Source organism: Roseateles oligotrophus, assembly GCF_025717515.1.
Taxonomy (GTDB): domain Bacteria; phylum Pseudomonadota; class Gammaproteobacteria; order Burkholderiales; family Burkholderiaceae_C; genus Paucibacter_A; species Paucibacter_A oligotrophus.
Map to the genome: position 1 here is coordinate 621,126 of NZ_JAJIRN010000001.1, position 20,902 is coordinate 642,027.

20 protein-coding genes are annotated in these 20,902 nt (G+C 64.3%); 10 read left to right on the forward strand and 10 right to left on the reverse strand.

Features of this window, described 5'->3' with window-relative positions; all coding sequences use genetic code 11:
* Window positions 1–334: 334 nt before the first annotated feature.
* From LNV07_RS02870 to LNV07_RS02910, 9 genes are read right to left on the reverse strand one after another with little or no spacing between them, the layout of a single operon-like run.
* On the reverse strand, window positions 335–1,945 hold the full coding sequence (locus LNV07_RS02870) for a cytochrome D1 domain-containing protein (RefSeq protein ID WP_397545515.1): 1,611 nt from the start codon (window positions 1,943–1,945) through the stop codon (window positions 335–337).
* The gene (nirJ, locus tag LNV07_RS02875; RefSeq protein ID WP_263569645.1) at window positions 1,942–3,231 is read right to left on the reverse strand and encodes a heme d1 biosynthesis radical SAM protein NirJ; all 1,290 of its coding nucleotides are present in this window, start codon (window positions 3,229–3,231) and stop codon (window positions 1,942–1,944) included. The genes LNV07_RS02870 and nirJ overlap by 4 nt, the downstream gene beginning before the upstream one ends.
* An 11-nt stretch (window positions 3,232–3,242) precedes the next feature.
* Window positions 3,243–3,722, reverse strand: coding sequence for a siroheme decarboxylase subunit beta (gene ahbB / locus LNV07_RS02880; protein ID WP_263569646.1), 480 nt, complete (start codon window positions 3,720–3,722; stop codon window positions 3,243–3,245).
* Window positions 3,703–4,230, reverse strand: a complete 528-nt coding sequence (locus LNV07_RS02885; RefSeq protein ID WP_263569647.1) for an Lrp/AsnC family transcriptional regulator — start codon at window positions 4,228–4,230, stop codon at window positions 3,703–3,705. Before LNV07_RS02885 ends, ahbB (LNV07_RS02880) begins: the two co-directional genes overlap by 20 nt.
* Window positions 4,223–5,251: a siroheme decarboxylase subunit beta gene (gene ahbB, locus LNV07_RS02890; protein ID WP_263569648.1), complete on the reverse strand. Its 1,029-nt coding sequence runs from the start codon at window positions 5,249–5,251 to the stop codon at window positions 4,223–4,225. Before ahbB (LNV07_RS02890) ends, LNV07_RS02885 begins: the two co-directional genes overlap by 8 nt.
* Window positions 5,252–5,253: 2 nt before the next feature.
* A complete protein-coding gene (locus LNV07_RS02895) occupies window positions 5,254–6,447 on the reverse strand; it encodes a cytochrome D1 domain-containing protein (protein WP_263569649.1) in 1,194 nt (397 codons plus the stop codon).
* The gene (locus tag LNV07_RS02900) at window positions 6,444–6,785 is read right to left on the reverse strand and encodes a c-type cytochrome (RefSeq protein WP_263569650.1); all 342 of its coding nucleotides are present in this window, start codon (window positions 6,783–6,785) and stop codon (window positions 6,444–6,446) included. The genes LNV07_RS02895 and LNV07_RS02900 overlap by 4 nt, the downstream gene beginning before the upstream one ends.
* 4 nt (window positions 6,786–6,789) lie before the next feature.
* The gene (locus LNV07_RS02905) at window positions 6,790–7,095 is read right to left on the reverse strand and encodes a c-type cytochrome (RefSeq protein WP_263569651.1); all 306 of its coding nucleotides are present in this window, start codon (window positions 7,093–7,095) and stop codon (window positions 6,790–6,792) included.
* A gap of 59 nt (window positions 7,096–7,154) precedes the next feature.
* Complete coding sequence (locus LNV07_RS02910) at window positions 7,155–8,894, reverse strand: cytochrome D1 domain-containing protein (protein WP_318013666.1); 1,740 nt, start codon at window positions 8,892–8,894, stop codon at window positions 7,155–7,157.
* Between the two features lie 225 nt (window positions 8,895–9,119).
* Between LNV07_RS02910 and cobA the strand changes: the two genes are divergently transcribed.
* Window positions 9,120–9,989, forward strand: coding sequence for a uroporphyrinogen-III C-methyltransferase (gene cobA, locus LNV07_RS02915; RefSeq protein ID WP_263569652.1), 870 nt, complete (start codon window positions 9,120–9,122; stop codon window positions 9,987–9,989).
* Between the two features lie 16 nt (window positions 9,990–10,005).
* Here the strand turns inward: cobA and LNV07_RS02920 are convergent, their stop codons facing one another.
* Window positions 10,006–10,950, reverse strand: a complete 945-nt coding sequence (locus LNV07_RS02920) for a COX15/CtaA family protein (RefSeq protein WP_263569653.1) — start codon at window positions 10,948–10,950, stop codon at window positions 10,006–10,008.
* Between the two features lie 231 nt (window positions 10,951–11,181).
* Here LNV07_RS02920 and LNV07_RS02925 point away from each other — a divergent pair, with 231 nt between their 5' ends.
* The 9 genes from LNV07_RS02925 to LNV07_RS02965 all read left to right on the forward strand — a co-directional run bounded on the left by LNV07_RS02925 (window position 11,182) and on the right by LNV07_RS02965 (window position 20,850).
* Window positions 11,182–11,337, forward strand: a complete 156-nt coding sequence (locus LNV07_RS02925; RefSeq protein WP_263569654.1) for a hypothetical protein — start codon at window positions 11,182–11,184, stop codon at window positions 11,335–11,337.
* A 91-nt stretch (window positions 11,338–11,428) separates the two neighbouring features.
* Window positions 11,429–11,968, forward strand: coding sequence for a cupredoxin domain-containing protein (locus LNV07_RS02930; RefSeq protein WP_263569655.1), 540 nt, complete (start codon window positions 11,429–11,431; stop codon window positions 11,966–11,968).
* A 10-nt stretch (window positions 11,969–11,978) separates the two neighbouring features.
* A complete protein-coding gene (locus tag LNV07_RS02935) occupies window positions 11,979–13,679 on the forward strand; it encodes a cbb3-type cytochrome c oxidase subunit I (protein ID WP_263569656.1) in 1,701 nt (566 codons plus the stop codon).
* A gap of 15 nt (window positions 13,680–13,694) precedes the next feature.
* The gene (gene cyoE, locus LNV07_RS02940) at window positions 13,695–14,591 is read left to right on the forward strand and encodes a heme o synthase (RefSeq protein ID WP_263569657.1); all 897 of its coding nucleotides are present in this window, start codon (window positions 13,695–13,697) and stop codon (window positions 14,589–14,591) included.
* Window positions 14,575–15,384: an SCO family protein gene (locus tag LNV07_RS02945; RefSeq protein ID WP_263569658.1), complete on the forward strand. Its 810-nt coding sequence runs from the start codon at window positions 14,575–14,577 to the stop codon at window positions 15,382–15,384. The genes cyoE and LNV07_RS02945 overlap by 17 nt, the downstream gene beginning before the upstream one ends.
* Window positions 15,385–16,977 (forward strand): cytochrome b N-terminal domain-containing protein, encoded by a 1,593-nt coding sequence (locus LNV07_RS02950; RefSeq protein ID WP_263569659.1) that lies wholly within the window; start codon window positions 15,385–15,387, stop codon window positions 16,975–16,977.
* A complete protein-coding gene (locus LNV07_RS02955) occupies window positions 16,974–17,504 on the forward strand; it encodes a hypothetical protein (RefSeq protein ID WP_263569660.1) in 531 nt (176 codons plus the stop codon). Before LNV07_RS02950 ends, LNV07_RS02955 begins: the two co-directional genes overlap by 4 nt.
* Complete coding sequence (locus LNV07_RS02960; RefSeq protein ID WP_263569661.1) at window positions 17,501–18,940, forward strand: cbb3-type cytochrome c oxidase subunit I; 1,440 nt, start codon at window positions 17,501–17,503, stop codon at window positions 18,938–18,940. The genes LNV07_RS02955 and LNV07_RS02960 overlap by 4 nt, the downstream gene beginning before the upstream one ends.
* A complete protein-coding gene (locus LNV07_RS02965; RefSeq protein ID WP_263569662.1) occupies window positions 18,937–20,850 on the forward strand; it encodes a cytochrome b N-terminal domain-containing protein in 1,914 nt (637 codons plus the stop codon). Before LNV07_RS02960 ends, LNV07_RS02965 begins: the two co-directional genes overlap by 4 nt.
* The last annotated feature ends 52 nt before the right edge of the window (window positions 20,851–20,902 follow it).

Sequence of the window (20,902 nt, forward strand, 5' to 3'; positions counted from 1 at the left end):
TGTGCCTTGCTCCAAACCACGCCTTGGTCGTTTGGGTTTGCTCGCTGCCGGCCAAATCCGCCAAGCTCCGCTCCGCTCCGGTCCGAACCCAAGGCCCAGCCGGTCAAGAAGCCCCGATCATGGCCGCATCGGGCTTCTTGTGCGGCGGCTCGACCCGACATTTCATCTTTGCTTGCTTGCGCCCTGGGTGGCAAACCCATGCAAGAGCCATCTGCAATTCCGATGCAGCGCGGATGGCCAGGGCTTGCCGGCGCCTAGCCTGGCAGCAAATGCAGCATGGTTCGCCCGGCGGTGCTCAGGACATGGATTCCGACGACGAGCGCCTTGTGAGCATTCAATGCGAGGTGCCTTCTTCGCGATTGATCTTGTTCCAGACGTTGTATTTGCCCACCGGCTTGCTCATCGGTAACCGTTTGATTTCCTTGAAGCTGGAGGCATCCAGGACGATGATCGCGCCGTCCATTTCCCAGACGCTCGCCAATGCATAGCGGCCGTCCTTGGTGAATTCGATATGTGCCAGGGTTTTGCCCGGCTCCTTGACTTGGGCAACGGTCTCCAGGCTTTGTTTGTCAATGATGGTCAAGGTGTCCTTGGCGCTGGCACTCATCATCGAGTCGACCCAGGCATAGCGGCTTTTGGCATGGCTGCGCATGAAGAAGCCGGGGCCGGGCGTGGCGATGTCCTTGAGCTTCTTCCAGCTCTGCAGATCGATCACCGTGACCAGTCCATCCTTCAGGTTAGGACTTGCCAATACCCGCCGGCCTTGCCAGTCGAATGTGATGCCCGAGCCCAGATGCGGCATGCCGGGGATGGGCAGGGTCGCGATGCTGCGGCGGATATCGAGGTTGACGACCTGGCCGAGATCGGCCTTGGCTTGTCCGTCTTCGGCCGGCCGCCCGGCGCCCAGCACATATGCATAGCTCGGGTCGAAGAAGAAGTCATCCAGCGGCTGCGCCAGTTTGGTCCGGCGAATATTCAGATAGCCGGGCTTGGCAATGGCTTCGCTGGACCGGTAGTCATGCACCAGGCCGTCATAGATGGCCTCGGCCTTGGGGTCGTAGGAGATCTCCCAAATCTCTGCAATGTCCTTGAGCGCGACCACAAAGCTGCAGCGCGGCTCGGCGTCATAGACGGCCGAAACGCGCGAGCTTTGCGCGCCATCCAGCGTGGTCGCTGCAAATTGTTTGAGGGGGTTCAGGTCGGCATCGAACAAGGCCAGCGTGTGCGGCAGATAGTTGGCCGCCATCACCATCTTGCCGTCGCCGCTGACGGCGATATTGCGCATATTCAGGCCGGCGCGCACCTCGGCCACGATCTTCAAATTCCAGAGGTCGTACTTGGTGATCCAACCGTCGCGCGAACCGAAGTAGACGTAACGGCCGTCGGGCGTGAACTTGGGCCCGCCGTGCAAGGCGAAGCGGGAGCTGAAGCGATGGATGACTTCAAAGCGGTCCCCGTCGAGCAGGCTGATATGGTGGTCGCCGCCCTCGACGACGACAAACAAATTCATCGGGTCGGCCTTCCACTGCGGGGCCGAGGGCCAGGTCTTGCTGGCGGCATCGAAGCTGCGCGAGGCCAGGATTTCGGCCGCGCTCCATTGCGGAGCCGGGCTGAGCGGCTGGTAGATCAAGGCGCCCAAGGCTTCGATCTCTTCGGCCTTCAATTGATCGCCGAAGCCCGGCATCTGGGTCGCCGGCCGGCCTTTTTGGATCACCTTCAAGGCATCTTGCTTGCGCAGTCGAGCCAGGCTTTCGGGCAACAGGGCAGGGCCCATGCCGCCGAGGCGCTGTGCGCCATGGCAGGCGGCGCAATGCTGGGAGAACAAGGCCTGTGCATCGGGCTTGGCGTCGGCTGTTGGTTCGGCGCGCGCCTGATCTGCGGCCATCCAGAACAGGCCCAGTGCCAGCAATATTGGGGCCAGGTCCGACAAGTTTTTGAGCTTCATGCGGCGTGGATGGCAATTGTTTTGGGTGTTAGCTTGGTCGAATAGTTGAAGGCGGTGGTTTCCACCCTGCTCAGGCGGGCCGAGGCCTCGGCCGACAGGCCGATCTCGGCATCGTCGAGATAGCAGCCCGGGTCTTCGGCCCAAAGGTCACCGGTGACCTGCTGGGCGCGCACGCGCGTATTGCCGCCGCAGAGCGCGAAATGCTCGCATTCCGCGCAGCGTCCCTTGACCGGGCGGGGCTTGGTTTTGAGCCCGTCCATCAGCGGATCACTGCGGTCGCTCCAGATCGCCGAGAAGGGGCGCTGGCGCAAGTTTCCAAGCGGGTAATGCCACCACATGGTGTCCGGGTGCACCTCGCCCAGATTGTCGATATTGGCCACGCCGACACCCGAGGCATTGCCGCCCCAGGCGACCAGGCGCTCGCGCAAGGCGGGCGCCCATTGCGGATAGCGGCGCTGCACCCAGCGCAGCAAGTAGGCGGCATCGGCGTCGTTATTGCCGGTCACATAATCCCGTTCGCTGCCGGCAACAGCGTCTTGCCAGGCGGTCTCGAACAGCAGGTCCAAGGCCGCCCTGGTGGCATCGAAACGGGCGTCGCGGCCACGGTGGATATTGCCGCGGCCGGCGTAATTGAGGTGGGAGAAATAGAACTTGTCGACCTGCTCGTCCTTCATCAGCTGCAGCAGCGCCGGGAAGTCCTGGTCATTCAGGTCGGTGAAGGTGTAGCGCAGGCCGGTCTTGACGCCCTGGGCATGCAGCAGGCGGATCGCATTCAAGGACGCGTCGTAAGCACCGTCCAGGCGCCTGAACTTGTCATGCGTTGCGCGGGTGCCGTCGATGCTGATGCCGACATAATCAAACTTCTGTGCGGCGATGCGCTCGGCCAATGGCGCGTCGATCAGGGTGCCGTTGGTGGAGAGCGCGGTGTAGAAGCCTTGGGCCTGGGCGCGCGCGGCGATCTCGAACAGATCGGGGCGTAACAGGGGCTCGCCGCCGGACAAAATCAACACCGGCACACCGTAGGTCTTGAGGTCGTCCATCGCGCTGCAGACCTCGGCAAAGCTCAGCTCACCCGGATAGTCATGGTCGGCCGACAAGGCATAGCAATGCTTGCAGGTCAGGTTGCAGCGGCGCGTCAGGTTCCAGATCACGACCGGCCCGCTTGGTTTCGGCTCGGTGCTGGTCTGGCTTTGACCCTGCGCTTGAACTCGGCGTTTGGCTTTTGGGTAAGTGCCGCTACGTTCCGCTGCGGCCACTTCACGCAAGTATTGGCTGATTCTCAACATGGTTTTCTTTCTCAGTCCTTCAGGCGCAGGCCGGTCTTTTTGAGTATCGCGCTGCTGTACAGAATCTCGTCGGCGCGGCAGGCGGAGCCGAGCAGGCTGCGGATTTCCGCTGCATGCTGCTCGACCTCGTCGCGCGCGTGGCCATGCACCATCGCAAACAGGTTGTAGCGCCAGGCGGGCAGCCGGCGCGGCCGACGGTAGCAATGGCTGACGCAGCTGAGCGAGCCAATGCGTTCGCCCAGTTCGTCGACCAGCGCGTCGTCGACATCCCAAACCGTCATGCCGTTGGCCAGATAGCCGAGCCGGTAATGGTTGGGCACGGCGCCGATGCGGCGGATCAAGCCCTTGGCCTGCATCTGCGCCAACTCGGTCAGCACCTCGGCCTCGCTGATGCCCAACACCGCGCCCAGCGCCTCGAAGGGGTTTTTCAGCAGTGGCAGGCCGGCTTGGGTGGCGGCGATCAGTTGCCGCTCAATGGGACTCAAGGCCATGGGCGGCTCCGCTGACTAGGTTGGCTTGGGCCGGCAAACGCAGACCGACAAAGAATTCGCGCTCCTTGGGGAAGGCGAGCACGACGCAATCGGTCAGCGCCTCGATCCGCTGGCAAACGCTGTCGGCCTGCTCCGGCGTTTCGACGGCGATCACGAACCACATATTCAGCGCATGTTCACGCCGGTAGTTGTGCGCGACCTCGGGCAGCGCGTTGACCAGCATGGCCACCGCATCGAAGCGCTGTTCCGGCACCTGCATGGCGGCCAGCACAAACAGGCCACCGGCGCGCTCGATCTGGAACAGCGGCCCAAAGCGGGTCAAGGTCCCTTGCGCGAGCAGGCGCTGCAGGCGGTCAATGACCACATCCTCGCTGCAGCCCAGTTCGGCGGCAATGGCGGCAAAGGGGCGCGGCAGCAGCGGCAAGTCGTCTTGCAAGCGGTTGATCAAGGCCGCGTCCAGCGGGTCAATCTGGGCGAGACGTTTGTTCGCGCCATTGGATTCATGCATCGATGGCCTCCCTTGTCTGGGACTTGCTGCTCAGCTCGGCGAAGTTGCGAAAGTAGCGCGCGCCGCATTGCTTGAAACGCCGCCGGCTGAACAAGACCGTTTGCGGCACCTGCTCCAGCCCGGCCGCCTTGCGCGCCGCCTCCAACCATGCCAGCACCTCGCCGCGCTCGCGCCCGTGCAACATGCAATAGAGGTTGTAAGGCCAGCCCGTAGCGCGGGCGCGGCGATAGCACAGCGTCACGCCGGGCTGCTGGCTCAGGATGGCGGCGTGAGCGTCGACGTCGGCGTCCGCCACATCAAACACGCACATCGCGTTGGCGGCAAAGCCGAGCTCATGATGGCGCACCACCACGCCAAAGCGGCGCAAGGTTCCTTGGCTCAGCCATTGTTGCAACTTGGCGAAGATATGGGCCTCGCTGCAGCCCAGCGCCTGAGCCCAGGCGGCATAGGGGCGCGCGATCAGCGGCAGGCCGTCTTCCACCAAGGCGGCCAGGGCGCGGTCTTCATTTTGGACCGCATGCCTGTGGTCGCGCAGCTGCTCCTGGCCGGCAGAGCGAGCAGCGCACCCGGCCGCGTGAGGGCGCTGCAAATCGAAACCCAGATTGATGCGGTAGGCCCGCTGCATCGGCAGGCGCAAGGCCTGCAAACCGCAAGCGGCCTCCAGGCTGCTCACGCCGGCCGCCACCTGCTCCCGGTCGGCGCCGGTGATCACGAACCAGAGGTTGTAAGCATGCTCACGTTCGTAGTTATGGTTGACGCCCGCGTGCGCGCTGACCAAGGCCGCGACGGCCTCCAAGCGTTGCGGCGGCACCGCGAAAGCGCAGAGCAGCGCCGCACCGCCGGCGCCGCTGCCCCAGATGCCGCCGATGCGGCCCAGGCTGCCACTCTCTTGCATGCGCTTGAACTCGGCCAGTACCCGGTCTGTACCGACGCCGCACTGCGCGCCCAGTTCAGTGAAGGGCTCGCTGCAGAGCGGAAAGCGCTGCTGCCAGTCGTTGATCAGTTGTTCGGCGACGCTCATTTCTAGAATCCCATCCGATTGGCGCGGCTGCTGAAGAAGATGCCGCTGGGGGCATCTGCGCTCAAGACGGTTTGTGTCTCGAAGCTGTCGGTGGCGATCACCGAGACGCGGTTGTCGTCGCGCGAGGAAATCCAGACCGCCTCGCCGCGCGGTGTGAACTCCATATGCAGCACCGCCTTGCCCGGCTCCAGCGTCTTGATGACCTGGCGGGTCTGCGTGTCTATCACCTGCACGCGGTTGTAGTCGGGCACGGCGAAGTTGACCCAGACCTGGCGGCCATCGGGCCTGGCGATCACGAAGACCGGTTGGCCCGCGACCTTGATGCGGCCGACCTCGGCCCAGTTTTCGGTATCGACCACCAGGACCTCATGGCGGCCGATGGCGGGCAGGTAGGCGAGCCGGCCGGCGACCGCCCAGCCGCGCAGATGCGGCATCTTGAAGACCGGCAGCGGCTCTTGGCCGCGCCCATAGCCGCCCAAAATTCGCGTTACTTTGGGTTCAGGCGCCCAGAGGTCGATCATCGCCAGACCATCTTCGCCGAACAGGCCGGCGATGTAGTGGCGGCCATTGGGTGTCAGCAAGGCGTCATAGGGCTGGCGGCCGACGTCCTTGAATTTGGTGATCTTGGGAAGGCCTGGGCCGCTCAAGTCGGCAATCCAGATCTCGCCCGCATCAAACAGCGAGTAGATAAAGCGCTTGCCCGGCAGATCGGCTAGGCCGACCACGCGCGAAAGCTTGCCCGGTGCATATTCGGCCGGGATGTCGGCGACCAGGGCCAATGTCTTGGCATCGAAGACCTTGATGCCGCCGGGCTGGTAGTTCTGCGCCGCCACCAGGCTGCCGTCTTGCGAAATTGCGCCGCCGATCGAGTTGCCGCTTTGCTGCACGCGAGCGTCGGTCTTGTGCGTTAGCAAGTTGACCTTGCTCAGCGCACCGTCGCGGCCGAAGACATAGGCTGTCGCACCATCGCGGCCGTAGACGACCGAGGCGTGGGAGAGGTCGCCGAGCCCAGCAATGCCGCCGAGGATTTGCCGGCTCGTGGTGTTGATGACTTGCAGCGAGCCTTGGGCCCGTTCGACCACCACGCCGAGGTCGCCGCTGCCTGTAGGGGGCGTGGCGACGACAGTGGGCGTTGGTGTGGCGCAGCCAAGCAGGGCGGCGGTGGCCAGCAGTGCGCACAGCAAAGCTTGCTTCATGGCCCGGCCTTGTTCGGGGTGTCGCTGGGGAAACCCTGCAGCAGTTTTGATGCGATCCACTCGGCTTCACTTTCGGAAATCATGCTGCGCCAGGGCGGCATAGGCGTGCCCGGCCGGCCGTGATAGATGGTGGCTTTGAGCGTTAGCAAGGGGGTGTCGGCCAAGGCCTCGCGCGTCAGCGCGGGCCCCAGGCCGCCGGTCAGCTTCATGCCGTGGCAGCTGCCGCAGTCCTGCCTGACCATGCGCACCAGTTCGGACTGGCGACCGAGCGTTGGACTCTCGGCCGCTTGAGCGCCAAGCGCCACCAGCAGCAGACCCACAGCAAGAAGAAGCCGCATCACATCAGCTCTTGAGGATGGACTCCACCGCCGCCTTCAAGTCGGCGTCGCTGATCTTGTCCGCCCCGGTGGGTGCCATCGGCACCGGACCGAAGGAGCCGGCACCCCCCTTGCGGACCTTCTCGCTCAGCTTGGCCACCACATCCTGGCCCTTGTATTTGGCGGCAATGTCCTTGAAGGAGGGGCCGACGATCTTCTTGTCTTTCGAGTGGCAGGCCATGCAGCCGGCCTTGTTCATCGCATCATCAAGTTCGGCGGCCTGGGCGCCGAAGCTAAGCAGCGCGGCCAGGGCTATCAACAACTGTTTCATCACTAACTCCTTGTTGGGACGGGCCGCACCGGCTGCAAGCCGGGCGGCCTTGGGCTGGCTTAATAAACGTCGTGCTGGGTGTTATGCACATTGAAGTGCCCGGTCGGTGTGATCAAGCGTGGGTCCTTGATCACGGCCTTCAGCTTGAGCGTCTTGTCATCGACGATGACCATCGCGCTTTGCTTGTTCTTGGCCGACCAGACCGAGAACCACACCTCATCACCGGCCTTGTTGAACTCCGGTTGAACAACGCGTTTGGCGCCGTCGTCGGTGATGCCTGCCCATTCGGCGATCGGCAACACGGTGTAGCCCTTGTCGAGGTCCTTGATGTCATAGACCACCACCGATTGCGAAATCTTCGGATCCGGATTCAGTGGCGAGTCCGAGTACAGATGATTGCTCTTCGGGTGGCTCTTGATGAACAGGGCCCCGCCGCCTTGGCCCTTCAACTCGGCCACCTTCTTGAAGGCCGAATCCTTGTGGCCCTTGGGGTCGGTGCCGATCAGCGAGATCGTGTCATCGCCCAAATGGCCGGTCGACCAGACCGGGCCGAACTTGGGGTGGATGAAGTTGGCGCCACGACCCGGGTGCGGGATCTTGCCCACGTCGACCAGCGCGGCCAGCTTGCCGTCCTTGGCGTCGATGACCGAGATCTTGTTGCTCTGGTTGGCCGCCACCATGAAGTAGCGCTTGCTGGAGTCCCAGCCGCCATCGTGCAAGAACGGTGCCGAGCCGATCTCGGTGACCTTCAAGGCGTCGATATTGGAGTAGTCCACCATCAGCGTCTTGCCGGTCTCCTTCACGTTGACGACAAACTCGGGCTTGAAGTGCGAGGCCACGATGGAGGCCACGCGCGGCTCGGGGTGATATTCCTGCGTGCCGACCACCATGCCGCGGGTGCTGACGATTTTCATCGGCTCCAGCGTGTCGCCCTTCATGATCACGTACTGCGGCGGCCAGTAGGCGCCGGCGATCGCCAGCTTGTCGGTGAAGTCGCCTTCCTTGCCCTTGTACTTGCTGGTGTCCACCGAGCGGGCTTCCAGGCCAATCCGTACTTCCGCGACGTTATCGGGGATAGGCATCCACAGGTCGATCATATTGATCTTGGCATCGCGGCCGATCACGAACAGATAGCGCCCGGAAGCCGAGGTGCGCGAGATGTGCACCGCATAGCCGGTCTTGACGATGTTGATGATCTTCTTGGTGTCGCCGTCGATCAGCGCCACCTCGCCGGTGTCACGCAGCGTGGTCGAGAAGATGTTCTCGATATTGAAGGCGTTCATCTTCTTGGTCGGGCGCTGTGCCGGCGGAATGATGACCTTCCAGGTCGACTTCATCTGCGCCATGCCGAACTCGGGCGGCACCGGTGCGTCTTGCTGGATGTAGCGGGCCATCACGTCGACGGTCTTCTCATCCATTTCGCCCGAGGTCAGCCAGTTCGGCATGCCGGCGGCCGAGCCGTAGGCAATGAAGATCTTCAGGTAATCGGTGCCCTTGCCGATGGTGATGTCGGGGGTCAGCGGCTTGCCGGTCGCACCCTTGCGCAGCACGCCGTGGCAGCCGGCGCAGCGCTCGAAGTAGGTCTTGCGACCCAGATCGAATTCCGCCTGCGTCATCGCGGGCGCTTTCGGGTTGGCGCTCTGGTACATCGGCACATCACCCAGCGGTGAGGTGCCGGCCTGGTAATTCATTTCGGCCGGTGTCACATTTTTCTTGTCCTCGGCCAGGGCGGCATTGCCCCAGGCCAGGGCAGCTAAGGTGATCACGGCAAGCCGGGACAGTTGCGGTGTCTTTCTCATTGCTCCACTCCGTCGGTAGGACGCTGCAATGGCAACGTCCGAGCAGCACTGCATCCATGTGAATTCAATGTCATGGGCTCGCGAGGGGCTGCGGTTCCTGTGGCGAGCGTTGCCATCCTCTCGCTCGGCTCCTCGGAAGTCCTTGACCTGGTTCAAGGACGCGGCGGGCCGCAGCTTTTCAAATCACTCTTATCGGAAGTCGACGCTTTTAAGGAGTGGCAGCGCATGAGCATCTTGGACGAACCACTGCATTTTGGGCAGCCGATCCGGCTCAGGCGAGCCTCGCCAGCCAAGCAAGGTGAGGCACAGCCGGCCTTGGTCACGCTGGTCGGGGCCGGGCCCGGTGACCCTGATTTATTGACCGTCAAGGCGGCGCGTGCCCTGGGCCAGGCCAGTCTGGTTTTGTATGACCATCTGGTCTCCAAGGAGGTGTTGCAGCTCTTGCCGGAGGGCGCCGAGTTGATCTATGTCGGCAAGCAGAGCGGTCACCATGCCTTGCCCCAGGAGGGCATCATCGAGCTGATGGTGCGGCTGGCCAAGAGCGGGCGGCCGGTCCTGCGCCTGAAGGGCGGCGACCCCTATATCTTCGGCCGTGGTGGCGAAGAGGTGCAGGCGCTGGCCGCTGCCGGCGTGCCCTTCGAGACCATTCCCGGCATCAGCGCCGCGCAAGGGGCGGGGGCTTACGCCGGCATTCCACTGACTCACCGAGATCACGCCCGCTCGCTGGTCTTCGCGACCGGGCATTTGAAGGGCGGCGAGGGTGGCCAGGGTGAAGAGCGCAGCGTCGATCTCGACTGGCCGATGCTGGCGCGCCCGCGCCAGACCGTGGTGATCTATATGGGTTTGGCGGCCTTGCCCATCATCTGCGAGCAGCTGATCGCGCATGGCATGGCGCCGGAGATGCCTGCGGCGCTGATCGAAAAAGCCAGCCTGCCCGAGCAGCGCTGCGTCAGCGGCAACTTGCAGAGCCTGCCGACCTTGGCGCTGCTGCATGCGGTCAAGGCCCCGGCGCTGATCGTGATCGGCAGTGTGGTCGGTCTGCGTGAGCAATTGAGCCGGCCGAACTTGGCCGCGATGCTGCAGGCCAGTGTCTAAGTCGTTAGCGCAGCGGTTAAAAAAGCAAGAGCAGCGCGCTCAGCAGGCCGGCTGCCAGCAAGTTGTGCAGCATGGCCAGGCTCAAGGGCAGCGAGCCTTGCAGCATGGCAAAGCCGAGCGCTGTTTGAGCCAGCAGCAGGAGCAGCAGCAAGCAGGCGCGGCGTGGCCGGCCAAGGCGCCAGGCCTGTATCGCCAGTGCCGGCAATAGCAGAGCCAAGCCCAGCGCCAGCAGGCGGTGCAGCGACTGCGCCAAGGCGCCGTTCGGGTTGACGGCCGGCCCCTGGGGCTGCAACTGCGCCAGCAAGGGTTCGCGCCAGGGGTTCAGCGCGGCCCAGTCGATCGCGCCTGCGCTTGCCAAGCATTCTCCCCAGCCGCTGCAACTCATGCCCGCATAGGAGGCGCTGACCAGACCGCCCAGTACCACTTGCAGCAGCAACAGCAGCAGGGCAGGGATCAAGCAATATCGAAAGCCGCCTGCGGATTCCAGCAGACCGGCCGCGCTCAAGCGCCCGCACAGCGCCAGCAAGCCGAAGCCGCCGAGCAGATTGCCTATCGTCACGGCCGGCACACGGGCGCCGCTGCTCCATACCCCCAGCACCGCCAGGAACAGCGTCAGCCCCAGCAGCGCGAGCGCCGTTGGGCCATGCTGGCGCAGCGCCGGCCCGGCCCCCGCGCCGTAGCAACTCATCACCATCATGATCACCAGTAGCAGGGCGGTCACGGCGGTGGCGCGGTGGGCCAAGCGGGCCATGGCCGTGCTGGTCTGCTCCTGGGTCGTGGGCGCCTGGCCTTGTTGTGCTTGCCGCAGGCTTTGCCCATAACACTGTGGCCAATCGGTACAGCCGAGGCCGACCTTGCTCAGGCGGATGTAGGCACTCAGGCCCGTCACGGCCAGCACCATGATCATGCACAGCAGGGCAAGGCGGCGCAGGGCTTTGAGGCGGTGATCGACTGAATTCACGCTGGAGACTCCGCATAAGCAGGGGCAGGGTTTTGGGGACCTGTGCAAGGTCGCGCATCAATCAAATGGTAAGTCGGGCCACCCGCCCGCCGGCGCCCTCACAACTAGGGGTCTGCCCTGGTTTGGCGCATAACCGTGCAATTCCTTGAACTGGTTCAATTTATACGCAAGAGGGCGTGATCAGAATGGCCCGGCCACTTCCGATTGCATTGACTCCAACGAGGAATCGCCATGAAGAATACCGATGCGGAACAAGAAGCCGTTCCGATGATGCAGCAGTTGCTCGACAACCCTTTCTTGCTGCTCTTTCTCGGCGTGCTGGTGCCGATGCTGGTCTACACCTTGTGGGGTGTGATCGACATCCTGACGGTGCCCTTGGCCAAATAAGGACTGGCCCGGCCAGGCCGCCGACCAGGGGTCGACGCGGCCACCCCATCCCGGCGGTGCGCCGCCTTGTTGTTGCTCCGAGGATCCATCCATGAGCGCCATACTCCCTCCCGCAGAACGACTTTGGTGGAAGCATCCGCTTGACCGGGTCGAAGGCACCTGGATCGTCATCGCCTTCGTCTGGTGCATGGTGATGTTTGTGATGATGGTCGGCTGGCATGTCTACGGCAAACAGAATCTGTCGACCGAGACCTACCGCACCACGCCCGAGATGTTCTCGGCTAAGACGCAGGCGATGGTCGATAAATACACGGTGCGTACCGAGACCGACGAGAAGATTCCCGTCGTCCATCCGCCCGAAGGCAGCGATGTCTACCTGATCGCGCGGCTCTGGAGTTGGTGGCCCATCATCGAGCTGGAGAAGGACAAGACCTACCGCTTGCACCTGACCTCGATGGACTACAACCACGGCTTCTCGCTGCAGCCCACCAATATCAATATCCAGGTGGTGCCGGGCTATGAGCATGTGGTGAAGGTCACGCCGAACCAGTCGGGGCAGTTCTCCGTGGTGTGCAACGAATATTGCGGCATCAACCATCACACGATGGTTGGTCGCATCTACGTCAAGTGAGGAGGGCGCCATGTCCAGCAATGTGACCTACCGGACCTGCCCACGCTCGGGCTTGCAGTTCGAGGGCCAGGCCGAAAAGCTGATGATTGCCAACGCCGTGGTGGCGGTGGTGTTCTTGCTGATCGGCGGCATCTTGGCCCTTGGCGTCGTCTTGACGCGCTGGCCGGCCGTGCATTGGCTGGCCGCCGATACGTTTTACCAAGTGCTGACCGCGCATGGCATCGACATGCTGATCTTCTGGATCATCTTCTTCGAGGTGGCGGTGCTGTACTTCTGTTCATCGACGCTCTTGCGCTGTCGAATCGCGACGCCCAAGGTCGCCTGGTTGGCCTTTGCACTGATGCTGGTGGGCGCCATCACCAACAATATCGCCGTGCTGCAGGGCGGCTCCAGCGTCATGATGACGAGTTATGTGCCGATGATGGCGGCGCCGCATTTCTACCTCGGCCTGATCCTGTTCGCCGTCGGCGCGCTGATCGCCTGCTTCATTTTCTTCGGCACCCTGGTGATCGCCAAGCGTGACAAAACCTATCAAGGCTCGGTGCCCTTGGTCACCTTCGGCGCCATCACGGCGGCCATCATCGCGGTGTTCACGATTGCCTCCGGCGCCATCATCCTGATCCCGACCTTTTTGCTCTCGGTCGGCATCGTCAAGGCGGTGGATCCGCTGGTCTATCGGACGATCTGGTGGGCTTTTGGTCACAGCTCGCAGCAAATCAATGTGGCCGCGCATATCTCGATCTGGTACGCGGTGGCGGCGATTGCCTTCGGCGCCAAGCCGATGAGCGAGCGGGTTAGCCGCGGTGCCTTCTTGCTCTACATCCTGTTCCTGCAACTGGCCAGTGCGCACCACCTGCTTGCCGACCCCGGCGTCAGCACCGCCTGGAAGGTCGTCAACACCAGCTACTTCATGTATTTTGCGGTGTTGGCCTCGATGATCCACGGCCTCACCATTCCCGGCGCGATCGAGGTGGCGCAGCGGCAGAAGGGCTACACCAACGGCCTGTTCGAGTGGTTGCGCAAGGCGCCTTGGGGCAACCCGGTGTTCTCGGGCATGTTCATTTCGCTGATCGGCTTCGGCTTCCTGGGCGGCATCTCGGGCGTGATGATGGGCACCGAGCAGCTCAATATGATCATCCACAACACCATCTACGTACCCGGTCACTTCCACGCCACCGTGGTGGTCGGCACGACGTTGTCCTTCATGGCGCTGACCTATTTCCTGATCCCGGTGCTGTTCCGGCGCGAGATGATCAATCCGGGGCTGGCCAAGCTGCAGCCCTATCTGTTCGGCTTCTCGATGTACTTCTTCTGCCTGGTGATGATGGGGGCCGGCACGCTGGGCGTCTCGCGGCGCCACTGGGACATGGCCTTCAACGGCGCGGCGCTGGCCTATGAATGGCCGGGTGCGGCCTATCTGATGATGGGTCTGGTCGGCATCGCCGGCGTGGCGGCGATGGTCGGCGGCGCGCTCTATATCTACATCACCGTGGGTTCGCTGCTGTGGGGCAAAAAGCTCGACAGCGGTGCGGTCAGCGCCAAGTTCACGCCCATCCCGCCCACACCGGTCGGCGTGGCGGTGCAGAACTACGGCTCGGCCGGGTTCGCCGCACCGGGTACCTTTGTGCTGGCGATGGTCTTCCTGACCGCCTTCGTGCTGTATTACTTCATCAACTGGAAGTATCTGTCCCAGGTCTGGGGTCTCAGCTGAACAAGGCGATGCGCGATGGACACCACCCTAGCCCCCGCCGCCGCGTCACTGCAACGTGTTCGTGAAGTATTGAGCCTGTTCAAGCTGCGCATCGGCGGCTTCATCTCGATCACCGCCCTGGTCGGTTTTGCGGTGAGCGGCAAGGGGCAAGACTTGACCCTCATTCAAGTCACGGTGCTGGCGTTGTCGGTCTTGCTGGCCTCGGCCAGCGCCGGCGCATTCAATCAATACGCCGAAGCAGAAGGCGACCGCCTGATGGCGCGCACCCGCAAGCGGCCCTTCGCCACCGGCGCCATTCCGCGCCGGCCGGCCTGGTTGCTGTTGATGGCGCTGATGCTGGCGCTGGCGGTCGGCTCGGCCGCCTGGGTCTTGAACGCGATGGTGGCGTTCTATATTTTTCTGGGTGCCTTCTTCTACGGCGTGGTCTACACGCTGTGGCTGAAGCGACGCAGCTGGCTCAATATCGTCGTCGGCGGCCTGTCCGGCAGTTTCGCGGCGCTGGCCGGTGCGGCTGCGGTGGACCCTGGCGTCGGGGTGCATGGCTGGCTGCTGGCGCTGGCGCTGTTCTTGTGGACGCCGCCGCATTTCTGGAGTCTGGCGATTGCCGGCGCGGCCGATTACACGGCGGCCGGCGTGCCGATGTTGCCGGTGGTGGTCGGCAATGCGCGGGCCGCCCGCATCGTCTATGCCAGCGCGGTGGCGCTGGGCTTGGCCGCCTTGCTGCCGATGTTCTTTGGCGCCGGCTGGATCTATCTGCTTGGTGCCCTGGGCGGCGGCGGCTACTTTGTGCTGAAGGCCAGGGCGCTGGCGCTGGCCCCAAGCCGGGCGACGGCGATGGCCTCATTTTTCGCTTCTTTGCTGCAACTCGGTGCGCTGCTCGCGGCGGCGAGTATTGATGGTTTGCTCCGTTAGACGCTTTCTTTGCTTCTTGTCGCTGGCGACCTTGTTGCTGCCGGCCCGGGCCCAAACGCCTGTTCTCGATGGATGGGCGGCGCTGCAGGCCAGCCAGGCGGTGCTTGGCAAGACATTGGGCGAGCATGCGCTGCTGGACCGCGAGGGCCGGCCGCTGCGCCTGTCCAGCCTGCGCGGCAAGCCGCTGCTGGTCAGCTTCATCTACACCGGCTGTTTCCAGGTTTGCCCCGCCAACTCCCGCTCGCTGCTGCAGGCGGTGCAGGCGCTGGAGGCTCGCTTTGGTCTTGATGGCTTCAATGTGATCAGCATCGGCTTCAACCAGCCGGCCGACTCACCGCAGGCGATGAAGGCTTTTGCGCTGCAGCATGGCATCGATAGGCCGCAGTGGAATTTTCTGAGCGCGCCGGCCGCCTCGGTTGACGCGCTGACGCGCGACTTCGGCTTCAGCTACGCGGCCACGCCGGCCGGTTTCGACCATGTGCTGCAGGTGACGCTGGTCGACGCACAAGGCCGCATCGCACGCCAGGTCTATGGCGACGAAGTGCCGGCCGATGCACTCGGTGAGCCGCTCAAGCAATTGCTGCTCGGCGCGCCGCTGCCGCAGCAGTCCGGGCTTGATGATCTGATCAACCGGGTGCGCATTCTGTGCACAGTCTACGACCCCAAGACCGGCCGCTACCGGGTCGACTACAGCCTGGCCATCGAAGTTGCCGGCGGCCTGAGCTTTGTGCTGGCGATTCTTTTGTACTTCTTCAATGAATGGCGCGGCCAGCGCCGCCGATCGCGGGTCTGAATGGCTGCTCACGCTATTCATGCGGCCGGACCCTTGCGCAAGCGGCTGCTGCCGGCTTGGCAGCGCCTGGAGCGTGGCTTTGACCAAGTCTTCGGGGCTAACGCCAACCCCTTGCGGCAGCTCGGCGGCCTGGGTTTTTTGTTTTTTGCCTGGCTCTTGCTGAGCGGCATCTATCTCTTCGCCATGCTGGACAGCTCGGCCACCGCGGCCTACGCGTCGATCGCGCGCCTGGAGCGCTTGCCCTGGTCTGCGGGCGGCTGGTTGCGCGGGGTCCATCGTTACGCGGCGGACGCCTTTGTGCTGGTGATGCTCTTGCATCTGCTGCGCGAATGGCTGCTCGGCCGCTACCAGGGCTTTCGGCGTTATTCCTGGCTGACCGGCGTGCCGCTGCTGCTGTTCGTGTTCATCAGCGGCGTCGTTGGTTTCTGGCTCAACTGGGACCGCCTCGGCCAGTATTCGGCCGTCGCCACGGCCGAGTGGCTGGACGCCTTGCCGATCTTCGCCACGCCCTTGGCGCGCAACTTCCTCAATGTGGCGGCGGTCGGTGACCGGCTGTTCTCGCTCTTCATCTTCATTCATTTGGGCCTGCCGCTGCTGCTCTTGTTCGGGCTCTGGTTCCACATCCAGCGCCTGACGCTGGCGGCGGTGTTGCCGCCGCGCGGTCTGGCCTTGCGGGCCAGCCTGGGGCTGCTGATGCTGGCGGGCATGGCGCCGGTGCGCAGCCAGGGGCAGGCCGATCTGACGCAGCTGGGCGGCGCCTTGAATTTCGACTGGTTCCTGCTCTTTTTGCACCCGCTCACCGATGCCATCGGCGCCGCGCCGGTCTGGGCCTTGTTGCTCGGCGTCATGCTGAGCTTGTTCGCCTTGCCCTTTTTGGCGGGCCGCGGCGGCCCCTTGCCGGCGCGCCACACGGCCGAGGTCGACCCGGCCAACTGCAATGGTTGCCGGCGCTGCGTGGTCGACTGCCCCTATGCCGCGGTGACGATGGTGCCGCACCCCGATTGGCAGACGCCGGGCCGGCCGATCCGGCAACTCGCGCAGGTCGACGCCGATCTGTGCGCGAGTTGCGGCATCTGCGTCGGCGCCTGCCCCTCGGCCACGCCGTTTCGCAGCGGCGTCGATTTGCTGACCGGCATCGACATGCCGCAGCAACCGCTGGACGGTCTGCGCCGCCGGCTGGAGGCGGGCCTGGCCGCCTTGGCCGGCCCGCATAAATTCGTCGTTATCGGCTGCGAGCGCGGCCCGCGGGGCGAGCATGAAGCTGCCGCCGATGTGCTGACGCTCAATTTGATTTGCACCGGCATGTTGCCTCCGTCCTTCATCGAATATGCCTTGCGCGGCGGGGCGGCCGGCGTGGTCATCAGCGGCTGCCTTGAGGGCGATTGCGCGTTCCGCTTCGGCCAGCGCTGGACCGAACAGCGCCTGAGCGGGCAGCGTGAACCCAGGCTGCGCGCCAGCGTGCCGCGCGAACAGGTCTTGCTGGCTTGGCCCAGCCCGGCGCAGCCGCGCGCGGTGTCGGCGGCCTTGCAGCGCCTGCGCAGCGCGGCCGCCGGTCGGCCCGCCGCCGGCACTTTTGAGGAGTCGCCCGCATGATCACCCGCCCGAGCTCGAAGCAGGCGCTGAACTGGGCTGGCCAGGCGCTGCTGTATGGCTTGTTCGCCTTGCTGATCGGTTTGTTCTCTCGCTGGCCGCCTTATCGGCATTTGGCGGCGGACCAGTCCTTGATCAAACTCAGCTTCTCGCACCATGGCCAGCCGGTCGCGCCCTGCAGGCTTTTGAGCGCCGCCGAGCTGGCCAAGCTGCCGCCGAATATGCGCACACCCAAGGTCTGCCCGCGCGAGCGCGTGCCGGTGACGGTGGAACTGGAACTCGACGGCAAGACGGTGCTGCGCCATATCGCCCCGCCGGCGGGCCTGTCCAAGGACGGCGCCTCCTCGGCCTATCACCGCATTCAGGTGGCGGCCGGCGAGCATCTGCTCAAGGTGCGCTTGAAGGACAGCCCGGCTGGCCCCGGAAAAACCGACTTCGACTATCAGCGCGAAGCGCGCGTGACGCTGGCGCCCGGCCGCATTCTGGTGATTGACTTCGACGTCGAGAAGGGCGGCATTGTGCTGCAATGAATAGGGTCTCCGATGCCTTCGCTCCGCCTGCCGTCGGCAACTCAGCGCCCGCACCCGCTCTGGCGTCCAGTTATCTATTGACGCTGCCGCAGGGCGCCCAGCTGGCCTTGGCGCGTGGCTGGTTGTGGCTGGGCCTGCTGGCCTTGCTGGGCTCGGGGCTGTTCTCGGTCTTGCTGGTGTTGTCGCGCACGCCGGGGCTGAATCAATGGTTCCCGGTCAGCGACTTCTTTCGCGTCGCCTTGGTCGTGCATGTGGATCTGTCGGTGCTGGTCTGGTTCGTGGCGCTGGCCGGCCTGCTGTGGAGCTTGAACGGCTCGGCGCGCGGCCTCGCCTGGGGCTGGGCCGCGCAAGCGCTGTGTGGCGCGGGCACCTTGTTGATGGCGCTGGCACCGTTTTTGTCGCGGGCCGAGCCCATCATGGCCAACTACATTCCGGTCCTTGATGGGCCCTTGTTTTTGGCCGGCCTCTTGCTGTTTGGCGCCGGGGCGGTGCTGCTGGTCTTGCGCAGCCTGTTGACCGCGCCCAAGCTGGGCGCGGGTTTCGGCGGCGAGGGCGCCCTGCGATTCGGGCTGAACGCAGCGGCGATCGCGTCGGCAGTGGCGCTCGGCGCTTTCGCGGCCTCTTGGGCCGGCGTACCGCTGGGCTTGAGCGGCAAGGCCTATTACGAGATTTTGTTCTGGGGCGGCGGCCATGCCTTGCAGTTCAGCTGGACGCTGTTGATGTTGGTCGCCTGGTTGTGGCTGGCCAGCGCCTGTGGCGCCGAGTTGCGCCTGAGCCCAAGGATTGCGGTGCTGCTGTTGGCGCTGGCGCTGCTGGCGGTCTTCATCACGCCCTATGCCTATCTGGCCCATCCGATTGCCTCGGTCGAACATCGGAATTTATTGACCTGGGCGATGCGGCTGGGCGGCGCCTTGGGGCTGGCACCGATCGGGCTGGCGGTGGGGCATGGGCTCTGCAGCAAGCCCATGCGCGCCGGCAGCCCGGTCACTGCCCCGCTGCGCGCTGCCTTGCTAAGCTCCTTGCTCTTGTTCGCGGCCGGTGGCCTGATTGGCCTTTTTATCTCGGGCAGCAATGTGCGCATTCCCGCCCATTACCACGGCTGCATCGTTGGCGTAACGCTGGCCTTGATGGGGCTGGTTTATCTGCTTCTGCCGCGCTTGGGCTACGGCACCGCGCAGGGCCGGATGGCGCACTGGCAACCCTGGACCTATGGGCTGGGGCAGCTGATGCACATCATCGGCCTGGTTTGGTCGGGGGGCTACGGCGTGCAGCGCAAGGTGGCGGGGGCCGAGCAGGTGCTGCGCAGCCCGGGCGAGGTCGGCGGCATGGCCCTGATGGGCTTGGGCGGCGCGGTCGCGATCGTCGGCGGCTTCTTGTTTGTCGTCGTGGTGATTCAGGCCTTGCGTCAGCAGGCCGCAGCGGGGCCGCTGCCATGATTCAGCGTCTGCAAGCGCTGCTACAAGCCTGCTTCATGCGGGTCGAGGCCTTGTTCAACCGGGCCTTTGGAGACCGCCTCAATCCGCTCTATCACCTGGGTTCGATCGGCTTCTTGCTGTTCTGGATCGTCGCCGGCAGCGGGCTTTATCTTTACGCTTTCTTCGAGACCGGCGTGGCCGGCGCCCATGCCTCGGTTGAGGCCTTGACGCATGGCCAATGGTGGGCCGGCGGCATCCTGCGCAGCCTGCACCGCTATGCCTCGGACGCCTTGGTGCTGGTGATGTGCTTGCATATGCTGCGAAATTTCGCCTTCGATCGCCTGCGCGGCTTCCGCTGGTTCTCCTGGGTCTCGGGCGTCGCGCTGATCTGGCTGGTCTATCTGTCCGGCATCAATGGTTATATATTGCCCTGGGACCGGCTGGCGCAGTTCGTCGTCGTCGCGGTGTTCGAATGGCTCGACGCCTTGCCCGGTTTTGGCGGCGCCCTGATGCGCAACTTCATCTACGCCAGCAGCGTCAATGACCGTTTGTTTTCGCTGTTAGCCTTCATGCATATCGGCGTGCCCTTGCTGCTTTTGCTGCTGCTGTTCGTGCACATTCAGCGGGTCCCCAAGGCCAAGACCCTGCCGCCGCGCAGCATTGCGGCCAGCCTGGGGCTGACGCTCTTGGCCTTGTCGCTGTGGCAGCCGGTGCTCAGCCAGGGCGGCGCGGCCGATCTGAGTCTGGCGGCGGGCAGCTTGGCGCTGGACTGGTTCTATCTGGCCATGCTGCCCTTGTTTTACAGCTGGCCCTTGAAGTTGGTCTGGGCCTTGGCCGTGGCGGGCAGCCTGCTGTTGCTGCTATTGCCCTGGTTGCCAATGAAGCGGCGCGGCAGTAAGCCGGCCGCACACCAGATCTTGCTGCATCCGGCTGAGCAGCGGCTGACGGTGCAGGGCGGCGAGACGATTCTCGAGGCCGGGCTGCGCGCCGGGCTGGCCTTGCCTTTCGAGTGCCGCAATGGTGCTTGTGGTGTTTGTGTCTGCACGGTGCTGCAGGGCCGCGTCGAGCAGGGGCCGTATCAACCGCAGGTGCTGAGCGAGGCGATGCGTGCCAAGGGTCAGGTCTTGATGTGTTGTGCCAAGCCGCTGGGTGATCTGGAGATAGAGCTGGACGCGGCGGCAGATTCAGCGGCGGCTCTCCGTCCTCAAATCCAGCGGGCGCGCGTCGAACGGCTGGAGCATCTGTCGGCGGATCTGGTGCGCCTGCGCTTGGGCTTGCTGGACCAGGCGACGATAGCCTTCAAGGGCGGCCAGTACATCAACATCTTGTTGGCCGATGGCCAGCGCCGCGCCTTCTCCTTCGCCAACGCGCCGCAGCATAACGATCACATCGAACTGCATGTGCGGCGTATTCCGGGTGGGCGTTTCACCGGTCAGGTGTTCACGCAAATGCAGGTCGGCGATGAACTGCGCTTCGAGGGCCCACTGGGCGACTTCAGCCTGCGCGAGGGCGAGTTGCCGTTTCTGTTCGTCGCCGGAGCGACCGGCTTTGCGCCGATCAAAAGCATCGTCGAAGATGCCTTTGCGCGCGGCCTGACGCGGCCGATGTGGCTGTACTGGGGCGTGCGCCGGCAGGCCGATCTCTATGCGCTGGACTTGGCGCGGCAGTGGCAAGCCGAGCGGCCTAACTTTCATTTCGTGCCGGTCTTGTCCGAGCCGGATGCGGCCATTCCCTGGTCGGGCCGCACCGGCCTGGTCCATCAGGCGATGCTGGATGACTTTCCGGATCTGCGGGGCTTCGAGGTCTATCTCTGCGGTTCGGTCAAGATGGTCGATGTGGCCGCGCCGGCCTTCATCGAGCGGGGCTTGAGCGAGGGCCTGTGCTTTACCGATGCCTTCAGGCCGGCCCTGCGTGCAAACTCCGGCCCCTGACGCTTGCCCATGATGTAGCGCAAATCCACGTTGCCGGCATCTGTGCAGACTG

What these genes read in the sequence shown, in the direction of transcription:
- LNV07_RS02870 (WP_397545515.1), bottom strand. Translation starts at nt 1,945, where the DNA reads ATGAAGCTCAAAAACTTGTCGGACCTGGCCCCAATATTGCTGGCACTG.
- nirJ (WP_263569645.1), bottom strand. Translation starts at nt 3,231, where the DNA reads ATGTTGAGAATCAGCCAATACTTGCGTGAAGTGGCCGCAGCGGAACGT.
- ahbB (WP_263569646.1), bottom strand. Translation starts at nt 3,722, where the DNA reads ATGGCCTTGAGTCCCATTGAGCGGCAACTGATCGCCGCCACCCAAGCC.
- LNV07_RS02885 (WP_263569647.1), bottom strand. Translation starts at nt 4,230, where the DNA reads ATGCATGAATCCAATGGCGCGAACAAACGTCTCGCCCAGATTGACCCG.
- ahbB (WP_263569648.1), bottom strand. Translation starts at nt 5,251, where the DNA reads ATGAGCGTCGCCGAACAACTGATCAACGACTGGCAGCAGCGCTTTCCG.
- LNV07_RS02895 (WP_263569649.1), bottom strand. Translation starts at nt 6,447, where the DNA reads ATGAAGCAAGCTTTGCTGTGCGCACTGCTGGCCACCGCCGCCCTGCTT.
- LNV07_RS02900 (WP_263569650.1), bottom strand. Translation starts at nt 6,785, where the DNA reads ATGCGGCTTCTTCTTGCTGTGGGTCTGCTGCTGGTGGCGCTTGGCGCT.
- LNV07_RS02905 (WP_263569651.1), bottom strand. Translation starts at nt 7,095, where the DNA reads ATGAAACAGTTGTTGATAGCCCTGGCCGCGCTGCTTAGCTTCGGCGCC.
- LNV07_RS02910 (WP_318013666.1), bottom strand. Translation starts at nt 8,894, where the DNA reads ATGAGAAAGACACCGCAACTGTCCCGGCTTGCCGTGATCACCTTAGCT.
- cobA (WP_263569652.1), top strand. Translation starts at nt 9,120, where the DNA reads ATGAGCATCTTGGACGAACCACTGCATTTTGGGCAGCCGATCCGGCTC.
- LNV07_RS02925 (WP_263569654.1), top strand. Translation starts at nt 11,182, where the DNA reads ATGAAGAATACCGATGCGGAACAAGAAGCCGTTCCGATGATGCAGCAG.
- LNV07_RS02930 (WP_263569655.1), top strand. Translation starts at nt 11,429, where the DNA reads ATGAGCGCCATACTCCCTCCCGCAGAACGACTTTGGTGGAAGCATCCG.
- LNV07_RS02935 (WP_263569656.1), top strand. Translation starts at nt 11,979, where the DNA reads ATGTCCAGCAATGTGACCTACCGGACCTGCCCACGCTCGGGCTTGCAG.
- cyoE (WP_263569657.1), top strand. Translation starts at nt 13,695, where the DNA reads ATGGACACCACCCTAGCCCCCGCCGCCGCGTCACTGCAACGTGTTCGT.
- LNV07_RS02945 (WP_263569658.1), top strand. Translation starts at nt 14,575, where the DNA reads ATGGTTTGCTCCGTTAGACGCTTTCTTTGCTTCTTGTCGCTGGCGACC.
- LNV07_RS02950 (WP_263569659.1), top strand. Translation starts at nt 15,385, where the DNA reads ATGGCTGCTCACGCTATTCATGCGGCCGGACCCTTGCGCAAGCGGCTG.
- LNV07_RS02955 (WP_263569660.1), top strand. Translation starts at nt 16,974, where the DNA reads ATGATCACCCGCCCGAGCTCGAAGCAGGCGCTGAACTGGGCTGGCCAG.
- LNV07_RS02960 (WP_263569661.1), top strand. Translation starts at nt 17,501, where the DNA reads ATGAATAGGGTCTCCGATGCCTTCGCTCCGCCTGCCGTCGGCAACTCA.
- LNV07_RS02965 (WP_263569662.1), top strand. Translation starts at nt 18,937, where the DNA reads ATGATTCAGCGTCTGCAAGCGCTGCTACAAGCCTGCTTCATGCGGGTC.